Origin of the sequence: Pseudomonas sp. UBA3153, from assembly GCF_002364635.1 — a bacterium.
GTDB classification, from domain to species: Bacteria; Pseudomonadota; Gammaproteobacteria; order Pseudomonadales; family Pseudomonadaceae; genus Pseudomonas_O; species Pseudomonas_O kuykendallii.
In genome coordinates, this window is sequence record NZ_DEYR01000039.1 from 1 (window position 1) to 13905 (window position 13905).

Annotated in this window: 15 protein-coding genes; 7 read left to right on the forward strand and 8 right to left on the reverse strand. The window is 68.7% G+C overall.

Features of this window, described 5'->3' with window-relative positions; translation table 11 throughout:
• On the forward strand, positions 1 to 205 hold a 205-nt coding region (locus B2X67_RS09985), incomplete at its 5' end, for an aldehyde dehydrogenase family protein (protein ID WP_286785385.1).
• 75 nt (positions 206 to 280) lie between these two features.
• A complete protein-coding gene (locus tag B2X67_RS09990; protein WP_286785386.1) occupies positions 281 to 1357 on the forward strand; it encodes an alpha-hydroxy acid oxidase in 1077 nt (358 codons plus the stop codon).
• Between the two features lie 90 nt (positions 1358 to 1447).
• Here B2X67_RS09990 and B2X67_RS09995 read toward each other — a convergent pair whose 3' ends face one another.
• Both B2X67_RS09995 and B2X67_RS10000 read right to left on the reverse strand, forming a co-directional pair.
• A complete protein-coding gene (locus tag B2X67_RS09995) occupies positions 1448 to 2686 on the reverse strand; it encodes a TIGR03862 family flavoprotein (RefSeq protein ID WP_286785387.1) in 1239 nt (412 codons plus the stop codon).
• An 87-nt stretch (positions 2687 to 2773) separates the two neighbouring features.
• A complete protein-coding gene (locus B2X67_RS10000) occupies positions 2774 to 4015 on the reverse strand; it encodes a zinc-dependent alcohol dehydrogenase (RefSeq protein WP_282344530.1) in 1242 nt (413 codons plus the stop codon).
• Between the two features lie 279 nt (positions 4016 to 4294).
• Here B2X67_RS10000 and B2X67_RS10005 point away from each other — a divergent pair, with 279 nt between their 5' ends.
• The 3 genes from B2X67_RS10005 (at position 4295) to B2X67_RS10015 (ending at position 6404) form a co-directional block, all read left to right on the forward strand.
• Positions 4295 to 4858 (forward strand): GNAT family N-acetyltransferase, encoded by a 564-nt coding sequence (locus tag B2X67_RS10005; RefSeq protein WP_286785388.1) that lies wholly within the window; start codon positions 4295 to 4297, stop codon positions 4856 to 4858.
• 86 nt (positions 4859 to 4944) lie between these two features.
• Complete coding sequence (gene tesB / locus B2X67_RS10010; RefSeq protein ID WP_090226113.1) at positions 4945 to 5814, forward strand: acyl-CoA thioesterase II; 870 nt, start codon at positions 4945 to 4947, stop codon at positions 5812 to 5814.
• Positions 5811 to 6404: an HAD family hydrolase gene (locus B2X67_RS10015; RefSeq protein ID WP_286785389.1), complete on the forward strand. Its 594-nt coding sequence runs from the start codon at positions 5811 to 5813 to the stop codon at positions 6402 to 6404. The genes tesB and B2X67_RS10015 overlap by 4 nt, the downstream gene beginning before the upstream one ends.
• A 239-nt stretch (positions 6405 to 6643) precedes the next feature.
• Here the strand turns inward: B2X67_RS10015 and B2X67_RS10020 are convergent, their stop codons facing one another.
• The 4 genes from B2X67_RS10020 to B2X67_RS10035 form a co-directional block, all read right to left on the reverse strand.
• Positions 6644 to 6994, reverse strand: coding sequence for an endonuclease domain-containing protein (locus B2X67_RS10020; RefSeq protein WP_286785390.1), 351 nt, complete (start codon positions 6992 to 6994; stop codon positions 6644 to 6646).
• 44 nt (positions 6995 to 7038) lie between these two features.
• Entirely contained in the window at positions 7039 to 7896 is an 858-nt protein-coding gene (locus B2X67_RS10025; RefSeq protein ID WP_090226116.1) for a KPN_02809 family neutral zinc metallopeptidase, read from the reverse strand.
• Positions 7897 to 7963: 67 nt separating this feature from the next.
• Positions 7964 to 9322, reverse strand: a complete 1359-nt coding sequence (locus B2X67_RS10030; RefSeq protein ID WP_282344523.1) for a diguanylate cyclase — start codon at positions 9320 to 9322, stop codon at positions 7964 to 7966.
• Positions 9323 to 9485: 163 nt separating this feature from the next.
• Positions 9486 to 9923, reverse strand: coding sequence for a DUF411 domain-containing protein (locus B2X67_RS10035; RefSeq protein ID WP_273230129.1), 438 nt, complete (start codon positions 9921 to 9923; stop codon positions 9486 to 9488).
• Between the two features lie 241 nt (positions 9924 to 10164).
• Here B2X67_RS10035 and B2X67_RS10040 point away from each other — a divergent pair, with 241 nt between their 5' ends.
• Positions 10165 to 10776, forward strand: coding sequence for a Yip1 family protein (locus tag B2X67_RS10040; RefSeq protein WP_090226121.1), 612 nt, complete (start codon positions 10165 to 10167; stop codon positions 10774 to 10776).
• A gap of 34 nt (positions 10777 to 10810) precedes the next feature.
• On the opposite strand, the gene trmA is transcribed toward B2X67_RS10040, so the two are convergent.
• Entirely contained in the window at positions 10811 to 11899 is a 1089-nt protein-coding gene (gene trmA / locus B2X67_RS10045; RefSeq protein ID WP_286785391.1) for a tRNA (uridine(54)-C5)-methyltransferase TrmA, read from the reverse strand.
• A 190-nt stretch (positions 11900 to 12089) separates the two neighbouring features.
• A complete protein-coding gene (locus B2X67_RS10050) occupies positions 12090 to 13382 on the reverse strand; it encodes an NCS2 family permease (RefSeq protein ID WP_286785392.1) in 1293 nt (430 codons plus the stop codon).
• Positions 13383 to 13646: 264 nt separating this feature from the next.
• On the opposite strand from B2X67_RS10050, the gene B2X67_RS10055 reads away from it, so the two are divergent.
• The coding region (locus tag B2X67_RS10055; RefSeq protein WP_286785393.1) for a DJ-1/PfpI family protein at positions 13647 to 13905 on the forward strand (259 nt) is incomplete at its 3' end.

Sequence of the window (13905 nt, forward strand, 5' to 3'; positions counted from 1 at the left end):
CGCCGCGCGGGGCGCCAACCGGCTGCGCGCCGGCATTCTGTGGATCAACTGCTCGCAGCCGACCTTCAGCGAGGCGCCGTGGGGCGGCATGAAGCAGAGCGGCATCGGCCGCGAACTGGGCCGCTGGGGGCTGGACAACTACCTGGAAGTGAAACAGGTGACCGAGTACATCAGTCCCGAGCCCTGGGGCTGGTACCTGAAGTAGGCGCTGCCGCAGGTCATCGACAGGCGAGGGCGCGGCGGGCAGGATGCGCCTTCCGTCCCGTTGCGAGCCATTCCCATGTCCGTGTCGCTGATTCCCGCCGTGTACAGTCTCGACGACTTCGAGCAGCGCGCCGCCGCCTGCATCGAGCCGGGCTATTGGGCGTACCTGCAGGGGGGCGCGGCGGACGAGGCGACGCTGCGCCGCAACCGCGCAGCCTTCTCCGAGATTCGCCTGCAGGGGCGCGTGCTGGCCGATCTGGGCGGGGCCAGCACGCGCTGCGAACTGCTCGGCCAGACGCTGTCGATGCCGCTGCTGCTGGCGCCGGTGGCGGCGCAGCGGCTGGTGCATGCCGACGGCGAGCGCGCGGTGGCCGAGGCCGCGGCGGCGATGGGCGTCGGCATGGCGCTGAGCACGTCTTCGAGCCTGTCGCTGGAGGAGGTCGCCGGCGTCGCCCGTTCGCCGTGGTTCCAGCTGTACATCCAGCCGGATCGCGACTTCACCCTGCAGCTGGTGCGCCGCGCCGAGGCCGCCGGCTACCTCGCGCTGGTGCTGACCGTGGACGCACCGGTGAACGGCGTGCGCAACCGTGAGCAGCGCGCCGGCTTCCAGCCTCCCGAGGCGGTCAACCTGCGTGGCATGCGCGTCAGGCCGGCGAAGGCGGCGGGCATCCTCGACAGCCCGCTGTTCGACGGCCGGCTGGGCAGCGCGCCGACCTGGCGTGACCTCGACTGGCTGCTCGGCAACACGCGGCTGCCGGTGCTGCTCAAGGGCGTCAGCGCCGCGGCGGACGCCGAGCGCGCGGTGCAGGCCGGGGTCGCCGGGCTGATCGTCTCCAACCACGGCGGCCGCGTGCTGGATAGCCTGCCGGCGAGCATCGAGCTGTTGCCGCGCATCGCCGACCAGGTCGGCGGACGCGTGCCGCTGCTGCTCGACGGCGGCATCCGCCGTGGCACCGACATGCTCAAGGCGCTGGCCCTCGGCGCCCAGGCGGTGCTCATCGGAAGGCCCTACGTGCACGCGCTGGCGCTGGGTGGCGCGGTAGGCGTGGTGCAACTGCTGAACATCCTGCGCGGCGAGTTCGAAGCGGCGATGGCGCTCACCGGCTGCGCCACCCTGGCGGACATCGACCGCGGCGTGCTCTGGCAGCGCTGATCAGCGCCCGCATACCCCGTAGGGTGGGCTTCAGCCCACCGATATTCTGCTCTGCGATGATGGGCTGAAGCCCACCCTACGCACGTCCGGCTACAGCCGGCCCGCGTCGCGCAACCACGCCAGCATGCCCAGGCCGGCGCGGCGGCCGCTGGCGAAGCAGGCGGTGAGCAGGTACCCGCCGGTGGGGGCTTCCCAGTCGAGCATCTCGCCGGCGCAGAACACGCCGGGCAGCGTGCGCAGCATCAGGTTGGCGTCGAGCGCCTCGAAGGTGACGCCGCCGGCGCTGCTGATCGCCTCGTCGAGCGGGCGTGTGCGCAGCAGTTCTATCGGCAACGCCTTGATCGCTGTCGCCAGCCGCGCGTGGTCGGCGAACGCCTCGACCGGGGCGCATTCGCGCAGCAGCGCGGCCTTCACGCCGTCCAGGCCGAGCTGGCCGTGCAGGTGCCTGGCCATCGAGTGCTTGCCGCGCGGGCGGCTTAGGCGCTTTTCGATGTCCTGCGCCGACAGCGCCGGCAAGAGGTCGAGGCGCACCACTGCGCGGCCGTCGGCCTCGATGCGCCGACGGATCGCGGCGGACAGCGCGTACACCAGGCTGCCCTCGATGCCATTGGCGGTGAGCACGAATTCGCCGCGCCGTGGGGCTTCGCCGTCCAGCGCCAGGGCGACGGACTTGAGCGGCGCGCCGGCGAACCTGTCGCGCAGCAGCGCGCTCCAGCCGGCCACCTCGAAGCCGCAGTTGCTCGGTCGCAGCGGCGCGATCTCCACGCCGCGCGCCTGCAACAACGGCACCCAGGCGCCGTCCGAGCCCAGCCGCGCCCAGCTGCCGCCGCCCAGCGCCAGCAGGGTGGCGTCGGCGTGCAGCGCCTGCTCGCCCTCGGCGGTGGCGATGCGCAGCGCGCCGCTATCGTTCCAGCCCAGCCAGCGCTGCCGGGTGTGCAGGTGCACGCCCTGTTCGCGCAGACGCTTGAGCCAGGCGCGCAGCAGCGGCGCGGCCTTCATGTCGGTGGGGAAGACGCGGCCCGAGCTGCCGACGAAGGTGTCGATGCCCAGGCCGTGAATCCAGGCGCGCAGAGCGTCGGCGTCGAAATCGGCGAGCAGCGCGGAAATCGCCTCGCGGCGTTCGCCATAGCGGGAGAGGAAGGCTTCGCGCGCTTCGGAATGAGTGATGTTCATGCCGCCGACGCCGGCCAGGAGGAACTTGCGCCCCAGCGACGGCATGCCGTCGTAGAGATCGACGACGATGCCGGCGGCGCTGATCACTTCGGCCGCCATCAGCCCGGACGGACCGCCGCCGACGATGGCAACGCGGGGGACGGAAGTGGCGGGCATGGTCGGTCCTGGCGCGGAAGAAAGGCGCCGATTCTAACCGGCTTCGCCCCGCCCGGCATCGACGGGCGGGGGCGCCGTGCCGGTGACTCAACCTAGCGGCGAGACCCCGGGCGTGCCGGGTGCGGCATCGGTGAACGGCCGCGCGCTGAACTGCGGCGCGGTTTCCGGGACGAGGATCACCTTGCGGCAGTCCTCCTGCTTCTCGTTGAAGATCTTGTAGCCGTCGCTGGCCCTGGACAGCGGCAGGCGGTGGGTGATGATGATTTCCGGGTTCAGCTCGCCGCTCTCGATGTGCCCCAGCAGCGTCGGCAGGAAACCGTGCACGTGGGTCTGGCCCATCTTGAAGGTCAGCCCCTTGTCGAAGGCATCGCCGAACAGGAAGCCGTGGATGAAGCCGGCGTACACGCCCGGCACGCTGACCACGCCGCCGCGGCGCACGGCGGCGATGCATTGGCGCAATGCCTTGCCGCTGGAGCCTTCGAGCTTGAGGTTGGTGAGAATGGTCTCGGTGGTACTGCCCTTGGCCTCGAAGCCGACCGCGTCGATCACCGCGTCGACCCCGCGCATGCCGGGTGTGGCCTGGATGATCACCTCCGCCGGGTCGTCCTGCTCGTCGAAGTTGATCGGCACCACGCCGTAGGCCTGGCGGGCGAAGTCCAGCCGGTATTGGTGATGATCGATCATGAAGATCTGCTCGGCGCCGAGCAGCCTGGCGCTGGCGGCGGCCATCAGCCCGACCGGGCCGGCGCCGAAGATCGCCACGCTGGAGCCCCGGCCGACGCCGGCATTGACCGCGGCCTGGTAGCCGGTGGGGAGGATGTCGGTGAGGAACAGCACCTGCTCGTCGTTGAGCGTGTCCGGGACCTTGAACGGGCCGGCATTGGCCTTCGGCACGCGGACGAACTCGGCCTGGCCGCCGGGCATGCCTCCGTACAGGTGGCTGTAGCCGAACAGCGCGGCGCCGGAGGGGATCGATTTCTTGTTCATGATCGCGCCGCGGTCCGGGTTGGTCGTTTCGCAGGCGGCGTGCAGGTTCATCTGACAGAAGAAACAGTCGCCGCAGGCGATCACGAACGGAACGATCACGCGATCGCCTTTCTTCACCGCGGTGACCGCCGGCCCGGCCTCTTCGACGATGCCCATGAATTCGTGGCCGAGGATGTCGCCGCTCTTCATGGCCGGCATCTTGCCGCGATACAGGTGCAGGTCGGAACCGCAGATGGCGGTGGCCGTCACCCGCAGGATGATGTCGTCGGGGGCCTGGATGAGCGGGTCGGGGACGTTATCCACGCGAACGTCGCGGGCACCGTGATAGGTCAGGGCTTGCATGGCTTTTCCTCGTTCCGGGTAGGACGCGTCTGCGCGTGACGCCGCGTTCGGCGCCGGCGGCAGCGCTGCATTCCCTAGTTGATAGGGCTGGCGGCGGGCTTTGGTTCAGGCGGACGGACGAGTGGGCTCGGCGCGGAGCGTAGCGCTGACGCCATGCGGCGTGCGCAGCGGGCGACGGAGGAGGCGCGCCGCCCGGCGCCGTGCCCAAACGCCGCTGAGGAGGCGAATCTCCGGTCGGCCGGGCGGTCCGATGTCGGGCACCGTCGCCGAGGAATCCGCATGCCACACCCCGTTCCCAGCCTGCGCAGCGAGCGCCTGATCCTGCGTCCATGGATGCCCGAGGACCGCGCGCCGTTCGCCGCGATGAACGCCGATCCGCAGGTGATGGCGTACTTCCCCGCCTGCCTGGACCGCGAGCAGAGCGATGCCCTGGCTGCGCGCATCGAGGCGCACTTCGCCGAGCACGGCTACGGCTGGTGGGCGCTGGAGGTGCCGGGGGAGGAATCCTTCATCGGCTACGTCGGCCTGCAGGTCTTGGATTTTCCCGCGGCCTTCGCCCCGGCGGTGGCGATCGGCTGGCGGCTGGCCCAGGCGCACTGGGAGCTGGGCTACGCCCACGAAGCCGCCGAGTGCGTGATCGACCACGCCTTCGATGAGCTGGGCCTCGAGGAAGTGGTCGCCTTCACCGTGCCGGACAATCGCAATTCCCTGGGCCTGATGCAGCGCCTGGGCATGCGCCGCGACCCGGCCGCGGACTTCGAACATCCGCACCTGCCGCGCGATCACCGGCTGCGCCACCACCAGCTCTATCGCCTGCGCGCCGGAGAATGGCGGCAGGAATGACCGCGGCGCCGGTAAACCCATTACCATGGCGGCAACGGGCCGCGCGAGCCCTGAACCGTGCCTGAGGCTGATCGAGGAGCGAAACAATGAGCCAAGTACTGGACGACCTGGTCGCCTTGCTGAGCCTGGAAACCATCGAAGAAAACCTGTTCCGCGGCGTCAGCCAAGACCTCGGCTTCCGCCAGCTGTTCGGCGGCCAGGTACTCGGCCAGTCGCTGTCCGCCGCCAGCCAGACGGTCGACCCGGACCGCCCCGTGCATTCGCTGCACGGCTACTTTCTGCGTCCCGGCGACGCCAGCCTGCCGGTGGTCTACAGCGTCGACCGCGTGCGCGACGGCGGCAGCTTCACCACCCGCCGCGTCACCGCGGTGCAGAAGGGCCAGACCATCTTTACCTGCAGCGCGTCGTTCCAGGTCCGCGAGGCGGGCTTCGAGCACCAGTCGCAGATGCCCGACGTGCCCGGCCCCGAGGGCCTCAAGTCGGAAACCGAACTGGCCCTGGAGATCGTCGACCAACTGCCGCCCCGCATGCGCGAGAAGGCCGTCAGCCGCAGGCCGGTGGAAATCCGCCCGGTGCACGTCGGCAACCCGTTCCTGCCGGTCTCCAGCGAGCCGGTCAAGCACGTCTGGTTCCGCGCAGACGGCGCGCTGCCGGACATCCCGGCGATCCACAAGTACATCCTCGCCTACGCCTCGGACTTCGGCCTGCTGACCACGTCGCTGCGCCCGCACGGGGTGTCCGTGTGGCAGAAGTTCATGCAGGTGGCGAGCCTCGACCACGCGCTGTGGTTCCACGACGACCTGCGCGCGGACGAGTGGCTGCTGTACGTCATGGACAGCCCCTGGGCCGGCGGTGGGCGCGGTTTCAACCGCGGCAGCGTGTACAACCAGCAGGGCAAGCTGGTGGCCTCGGTGGCGCAGGAGGGGCTGATCCGCCAGCGCGAGGACTGGAAGTGACGCTGGGCGAGGCGCGCCACTGGGTGTTCGACATGGACGGCACCCTGACCGTCGCCGTGCACGACTTCGCCCTTATCCGCCGCGAGCTGGACATCCCCGCGGAAGACGACATCCTCCATCACCTGGCGGCGCTGCCCGCCGAGGCGGCCTCGCGCAAGCGCGCCTGGCTGCTCGACCACGAACGCGAGCTGGCGCTCGCCTCACGCCCGGCCGTGGGCGCGGTGGCGCTGGTGCGCGCCCTCTGCGAGCGCGGCTGCCGGCTCGGCATCCTCACCCGCAACGCCCATGAGCTGGCGCTGGTGACCCTGAAGGCGATCGGCCTCGACGACTGCTTCGCCGCCGACGATATCCTCGGCCGCGACGAGGCCCCGCCCAAACCCCACCCCGGCGGCCTGCTGCATCTGGCCGAACGCTGGGGCGTCGCACCCGGCGCGCTGGTGATGGTGGGCGACCACCGCATGGACCTCCAATGCGCCCGCGCGGCCGGCGCGCATGCGCTGCTGGTGAACCTGCCGGAGAACCCCTGGCCGGAATGGAGCGACGGCTTCGTGCGCGATTGCGCGGAGGTGCTGGCGGGGTTGGGTGGCTGATCCCAGGCAAAGGCCCCTCTCCCCGGCCCTCTCCCATGAATGGGAGAGGGGGCAGTGCGGGGTGGGTGATGGAGTGTGGTGCTGGGCTGGGCTGCTGAGTGTTTGGTGCTTGGTTATGGCTGGGATGATCTGAGACGGCGGCCCTCTCCCATGAATGGGAGAGGGGCGTGCGCCAAGTCGAAGGGCTGCCGAGCCCAACGTCGTGGCGCCGAACCCGCACGGGCAGCCCCCTCTCCCGTTTACGGGAGAGGGCTGAAGCCTTCCAGCAGCGTCAGCCGAATACGCTCCAGCACCGCCTCCGTTTCCCGCAACACCTCGTGATTCCAGAAGCGCAGCACGCGAAAGCCGCGGTCCTCGAAATAGCGGTTGCGCGCGGCGTCCTTGTCCGACGCCTGCTGATGCTGGCCGCCGTCCACCTCGATGATGAGGAAATGCTCCAGGCAGACGAAGTCGACGATGTAGCGCCCCATGGGCTTCTGCCGCTTGAACTTGAGGCCGAGAAATCGGTGGCCACGCAGTTGACGCCACAGCAGCAGCTCGGCGTCGGTCATCTGGCTTCTAAGGGTCTTGCTGTTCGGTAACAGGTCCATGAGCATCCTTGCTCCCGTGGCGATCCTGAGAACCTAACCGATGTTCACAACGCCTTCGCCTCGAAGGTATCGCAGCTGTCCGGCGAACCGCTTTCGAAGCCGGCCTTGAACCAGCGCACGCGCTGTTGCGAGGTGCCGTGGGTGAAGGAGTCGGGCACCACGCGGCCCTGGCCTTTGCGTTGCAACTGGTCGTCGCCGATGGCGCTGGCGGCGTTCAGGGCTTCCTCGAGGTCGCCGGGCTCCATCCAGTCGAGGCGCTTCTGCGCGTGGAAGGCCCAGACGCCGGCGTAGCAGTCCGCCTGCAACTCCTGGCGCACCGAGAGCCCGCTGGCGCCCTCCATCGGCTGGCCGCTGCGGCGCGCGGCGTCCACGGTGGCGGGAACGCCCAGCAGGTTCTGCACATGATGGCCGACTTCGTGGGCGATCACGTAGGCCTGGGCGAAGTCGCCGGCGGCCTTGAAGCGCTGTTCCAGTTCGCGGAAGAAACCGAGGTCCAGGTAGACCTTCTGGTCCAGCGAGCAATAGAACGGGCCGACCTGCGAAGAGGCATAGCCGCAGGCGGAGTTGGTGCCGCCGCTGAACAGGCGCAGTTCCGGCTGGCGGTACTGGCCTCCGCCGGTGGCGAAGAGCGCGGCCCAGGTGTCTTCGGTATCGCCGAGGATCGCGCTGACGAAGTCCACCTCGGGATCGGCGCGGCCGTCCGCGGGCTGGCTCTGCTCGACCTGCGAGCCCTGGCCGGAGAGCTGGCCGAGGATCTGCAGCGGGTCCTGGCCCATCAGCAGGCTGATCACCACCACCGCGACGATGCCCCCGAGGCCCAGCCCGCCACCGATGCGCAGGCCGCTTCCACCGGAGCGGCCGTCCGTCACGTTTTCGCTTCTTCTCGCCCTTTGCCAACGCATTGCCGGATCTCCTTGAAGGCCGGTGAGTCCGGCGCTTCATGCTAGGACGCGCGAGGCGCGATGACGTTCAGTCGCAGGCCAGCACCACCCGGTCGCGGCCTTCGTTCTTCGCCTGGTAGAGCGCCTGGTCGGCGCGGCGCAGGGTGCGCTGGAAGTCCGGATGACCGTCGTGCAGGGCCACGCCGAGGCTGACGGTGGTGCGGATCGTGCGGTTCGCCGCGAGCTGGAAGACTTCCTCGGCGACTCGCCGGCGCACCCGCTCGGCGAGTGTCATGGCGGTGGCTTCTGTGGTGTCGACGAGGATCAGCAGGAATTCCTCGCCGCCGTAGCGGAAGGCGTAGTCACCGCCGCGTATGCAACTGGAGAGAATCGCGGCGACCTGCTGCAGCACCAGGTCGCCGGCTTCGTGGCCGAGGTTGTCGTTGACACTCTTGAAGTGGTCGATGTCGACCATCAGCACCGCGAACGGGCTGTGGGTGGTGCGCGCGAGGGCGATCTCGCGGTTTAGTACGACGCTGAGGAACTTGCGGTTGAGCATCTGGGTGAGGCTGTCGCGGCCGACCTCCAGTTCGCCGGCGCGGGCGAACAGGGTGTCCAGCAGGTAGCGCACCACGCGGGTGGATTCGCGAAGCTCGCGCAGTTGCCGCAACTTGCCCACCTCCGGCTGGAAGTGGGCGATGCAGCGCTCGATACGGTCGACGTGTTCGCGGATGGCGCTCATCTCCACCGCGTCCTGGAAAGCATGCGTCGCCTTGTGCTTGAACCACAGGCCGAAGTCCGACTGCAGCAGCGGCTGCAACTGCCCGGCCTGGGCACCGAGGGCGATGTCGTACATCAGCTGGTTTTCCCAGTCGAGCAGGCCGGCGCGCTGGCGTTCGCGCTCGGTGCCGATGTTCTGCGATACCGAGAACATCCGGTAGGCCTCCTCGGAACGCGCGTTGCGCTGATGCGCCAGGGAGTACGCCTGGCTCATGACCTCCAGGGCGATGTCGATGTTCTCGCTGACGAAGGTGATGGCGTCGAGCTGGGCGCGTCCCAGCCTGGCGCTGCCCAGTTGCAGGAAGATCGCCGCCTTGAGGAAGCGCGCGCCGCGCATCACCAGGCTGATCGGGATATCGACCCGCGCATGGATTTCGCCGATCCGTTTCTGCAGTTCGATCAGTTCGGGAACGTCGGAGCGGTTGCGCAGGGCGAACATCTCTTGCAGCCAGCGCCGCATCGACGGCTTGAGGTGCTCCTCGACGCGCTGGTGGGCGAGGAACTGCCCGGCGTGGCTGTCGTCGCCCATGTGCTGGTAGAACCGTTCGGCAAGCGATTCGGCGTGCGCGTCGATCAGTGCGCCGACGGTTCGGCAGAGGGTGGCGTCGTAGCGGTCGATAAGGGCGCCCCAGTCTGCGGCCAGGGGAGCGAGAACATCGGCTGTCATGGGTGGGGTCCGATCACTGCGAGAGGACGGAAGCGTTGCGCGCCTAGGCGAAGCGCCATCATGCAAAGCGCGCGAATCTACACCAGCGTTCGCGCCTCCGTGCGTGCCTGAACGGTCGGTTCCTGACGAAAGGAAACACCCCGAACCACCTGTTTGACGCCGGTCAATGGGCCGGGTAGTCGCTCACTACGCTCTGTTTGCCGTCGGTGCCCACGCCGATCACCTGATAGGCGTCCTTGCGCTCGCCCATTTCCATTCCCGGCGAACCCATCGGCATGCCCGGCGTGGCGATGCCGGCCAGGTCGGCGCGCTGGCGCAGGGCGAGCACGTCCTTCGCCGGCACGTGGCCTTCGACGAACTTGCCGTCGATCACCCCGGTGTGGCACGAGCCGAGCGCGTGCGGCACGCCGAGGCGGGTCTTCAGCGCCGGCATGTCGTTCTCGATGTGGTCGCGGACGCTGAAGCCGTTCTGCTCCAGGTGCTTGATCCAGGACGTGCAGCAGCCGCAGTTGGGGTCGCGATAGACGTCGATGGCCACCGGCTCGGCGGCCTGGGCGACGCTGCCGACGAGCAGCGCGGCGAGCAGGGGAAATGCGCGCATGGGGAGTCTCCTGAGGGTAAGGCGCGCAGGATAGCGCGCCCGGTGGCGTCCGGGACTGGCCTGGCGCACGCCGAGGCGGCGAAGGTGTGACCGCCTGTTGCCGAAATGCGCTTCATCGGCCGTCAAAGGGTGCGACGAACCATCGCAGGTGGGTCTACTCTCAATTACAGATTCCGTCGTCGACACCCCGCCGGCGCGGTCTCGACACAGCCCCGTAAGGGGCGGGAGAGGAGGGAGCGCGATGATCAATCACGTATGGGGACTGTTGTCCCGTCCGACCCGCGAATGGGCCCAGATCAACACCGAAGGCGAAACCGTCATCCACCTGTATGCCCATCACGTGTTGCTGATGGCGCTGATACCGGTGGTCTGCGCCTTCATCGGCACCACCCAGATCGGCTGGAAGCTCGGCGACATGCAGACGTCGGAGGTGTCGCTACCCGTCGCCGTCGCCCTGGGTGCCGGCTTCTACCTGATGATCCTCGCCGCCATCGCGGTGATGGGGAACGTCATCTTCCGCATGGCCGAGCGTTATCCAGAGCGCCCCAGCGTCGACCGCTGCATCGTGTTCGCCGGCTACGTGGCGACGCCGCTGTTTCTCGCCGGCGCGGTGCTGCTCTATCCGCTGATCTGGCTGTGCATTCTGGTCGGCTGCGTGGCGCTTTGTTACACGGCCTATCTGCTGTACCTGGGGATTCCGTCGTTCCTGCAGATTCCGCGCAAGGACGGTTTCATCCTCTCCAGCGGAACCCTGGGCATCGGCGTGCTGGTGCTCGAGGCCCTGCTGGCGCTGACCGTGCTGATCTGGAGCGTGGGCTCGAACTTCGGCATCGGCCGGCTGTTCCTCGGCTGACGGCGTATCGCCTAGGGGGGGGCGGGCGGGCCGATTAGCGCCGCACCAGCAGCACGCCGGACTCCATGTGGTGCGTCCAGGGGAACTGGTCGAACAGCGCGCAGCGCTCGACGCGATGGGTGTCGTGCAGCTGCGCGATGTTCTGCGCCAGGGTTTCCGGATTGCAGGAGATGTACAGGATGCGCTCGAAGCGCCGCGTCAGTTCGCAGGTGTCCGGGTCCATGCCGGCGCGCGGCGGGTCGACGAACACGCTGCCGAAGTCGTAGCTCGCCAGGTCGATGCCGGCCAGGCGGCGGAACGGGCGCAGGCCGTTCAGCGCCTGGGTCAGCTCCTCCGCCGATAGCCGCACCAGGGTGACGTTGTCGATGGCGTTGTCGGCGAGGTTGGCCAGCGCCGCGTACACCGACGACTTGCTGATCTCGGTGGCCAGCACCTTGCGCACGCGGGTCGCCAGCGGCAGGGTGAAATTGCCATTGCCGCAGTACAGTTCCAGCAGGTCATCGTCGCGCTCGCCCAGCGCCTCGTAGGCCCAGGCGAGCATCTTGCCGTTCACCGTGCCGTTGGGCTGGGTGAAGGCGCCCTCGGGCTGGCGATAGCGGAAGCGCCGTCCGGCGACCTCCAGTTCTTCCTCGACGAAATCCCGCCCGATGACGATGCGCTGACCGCGCGAACGGCCGATAAGGCTGACCTGCAGGTCGGCCGCGAGCTGTTCCGCCGCCGCCTGCCAGGCGTCGTCCAGCGGCCGGTGGTAGGCCAGGGTGATCAGCGCGTCGCCGGCCAGGGTGGTGAGGAATTCCACCTGGAACAGCTTGAACGACAGCGCTGTGCTGGCCTGCCAGGCAGCCTTGAGCGGCGCCATCAGTGCGTTGATCCGCGCACTGGCGATGGGGAAATCCTCGATCAGGATCGGCGTGTACTTGTCGCCCTTCTCGAACATCGCATAGAAGCGCTCCTCGTTTTCCCGCCACAGGCGGAACTCGGCGCGCAGCCGGTAGTGCTGCAGCGGCGAGTCGAACACCTGCGGTTCGGGCGCATCGAACGGTGCCAGCAGCTCGCGCAGGCGCGCGGTCTTTTCGGTGAGTTGCTGGGCGTAGGCGGCGGAATCGAGGGGGACGGAGCTCATGGATCACTCAGGCGGGCGCGGAAATCGGGCGACCATTGTACGGATTCGGCAGGACGGCGGGGTGGCTTCGTCGCGGAACGGTAGACCACGGTATTGCCGGCGCGTGACGGGCTGAAAACTCGCCCGGTACGCCGCGCCACCGTGCGCGCACCGCCCAGGCGGTGCGACGCTGCGGTGCGCATGGCGCTCCCTATGGATACCAGCCGAGCTTGACCACGAAGAGGATCGAGAGCACCACCAGCGCGGAGTTCAGCTCGCGGCCGCGGCCGGCGAGCAGCTTGATCGCGGTCCAGGCGATGAAGCCGAAGGCGATGCCGTTGGCGATGGAGAAGGTCAGCGGCATGGCCAGCGCGGTGATTACCACCGGGGCGGCGACGGTGATGTCGTCCCAGTCGATCTCGGCCAGGCCGGCGGTCATCAGCACCGCGACGAACAGCAGCGCCGGGGCGGTGGCGAAGGCGGGCACGCTGCCGGCCAGCGGCGAGAAGAACAGCGCGAAGAGGAACAGCACCGCCACCACGATGGCGGTCAGCCCGGTACGCCCGCCGGCGCTGACGCCGGCGGCCGACTCGATGTAGCTGGTGGTGGTCGAGGTGCCGAGCAGCGAGCCGACCATCGCCGCGCTGCTGTCGGCGATCAGCGCGCGGCCCATCTTCGGCATGTAGCCGTCCTTGCGCATCAGGCCGGCCTTCTTCGCCACCGCGATCAGCGTGCCGGAGTTGTCGAACAGGTCGACGAAGAGGAAGGCGAAGATCACGCTCACCAGGCCGATGTCCAGCGCGCCTCTGATGTCCAGTTGCAGGAAGGTGGGCGCCAGCGACGGCGGCATGGAGACGAAGCCGCCGAAGCTCGATACGCCCAGGGCGATACCGGCCGCGGTGGTGACCAGGATGCCGATCAGCACCGAGCCGGTCACCTTGCGCGCTTCCAGGGCGACGATCAGGAAGAAGCCGAGGATCGCCAGCACCGCTTCCGGCTTCGCCAGGTCGCCCATGCCCACCAGCGTGGCCGGGTTGGCGACGACGATGCCGGCTTCCTTCAGGCCGATCAGGGCGAGGAACAGGCCGATGCCGGCGGCGATCGCCGAGCGCAGTTCCAGCGGGATGCTGTTGATGATCCATTCGCGGATTCGGAAGATCGAGAGCAGAAAGAACATGCAGGCCGAGAGGAACACCGCGCCGAGCGCCACCTGCCAGGTGTGGCCCATGTGCAGCACCACGGTGTAGGTGAAGAACGCGTTCAGGCCCATGCCCGGCGCCAGTGCGATCGGGTAGTTGGCGATCAGGCCCATGATCGCCGAGCCGATGGCCGCGGCCAGGCAGGTGGCGACGAAGATCGCGCCTTTGTCCATGCCCGTCTCTCCGAGGATGCTCGGGTTGACGAAGAGGATGTAGGCCATCGTCAGGAAGGTGGTGACCCCGGCGAGGATCTCCGTGCGCACCGTGGTGTTGTGTGCCTTGAGTTGAAAGAGTCGTTCCAGCATGGCGATCTCCCGACGCGCTCTGCAGGCGCGCTTGATGCTCGTGGATGCGGTGCGTGGGCGCCGCGATGGGTTCGGCGGCCTCGGGAAGTTGCCCGGTCGGTCAGCAAAACGGCGCGAATAATAGCAAAACGGTAGCCGAAATCACCGCCCGTGGATCGGCCTGGCGAGCCCGTCAAACGCCGCGTCGGGCGCGTCCGCGCGCAAACCCGCGCAGCGCGCCGGAGGAACGCGGTACCCTCGACCCATCGACTTCTGGAGGTGCCTATGCCCCGAGCCCTGCTGGCCGTCGCCGACGGCGTGGAAGACCTGGAAACCGTAACCGTCCTCGACGTGCTGCGCCGCGCCGAGATCGAAGTGGTGATGGCCAGCGTGGAGGCGCGGCGAATGTTCACCTGCGCGCGCGGCAGCCGGCTGACCGCTGATGCGATGTTGCTCGACGTGCTGGCGCAGGATTTCGACCTGCTGGTGCTGCCCGGCGGCGCGGTGGGCGCGGAGCGACTCGGCGCGCACCTGCCGCTGGCCG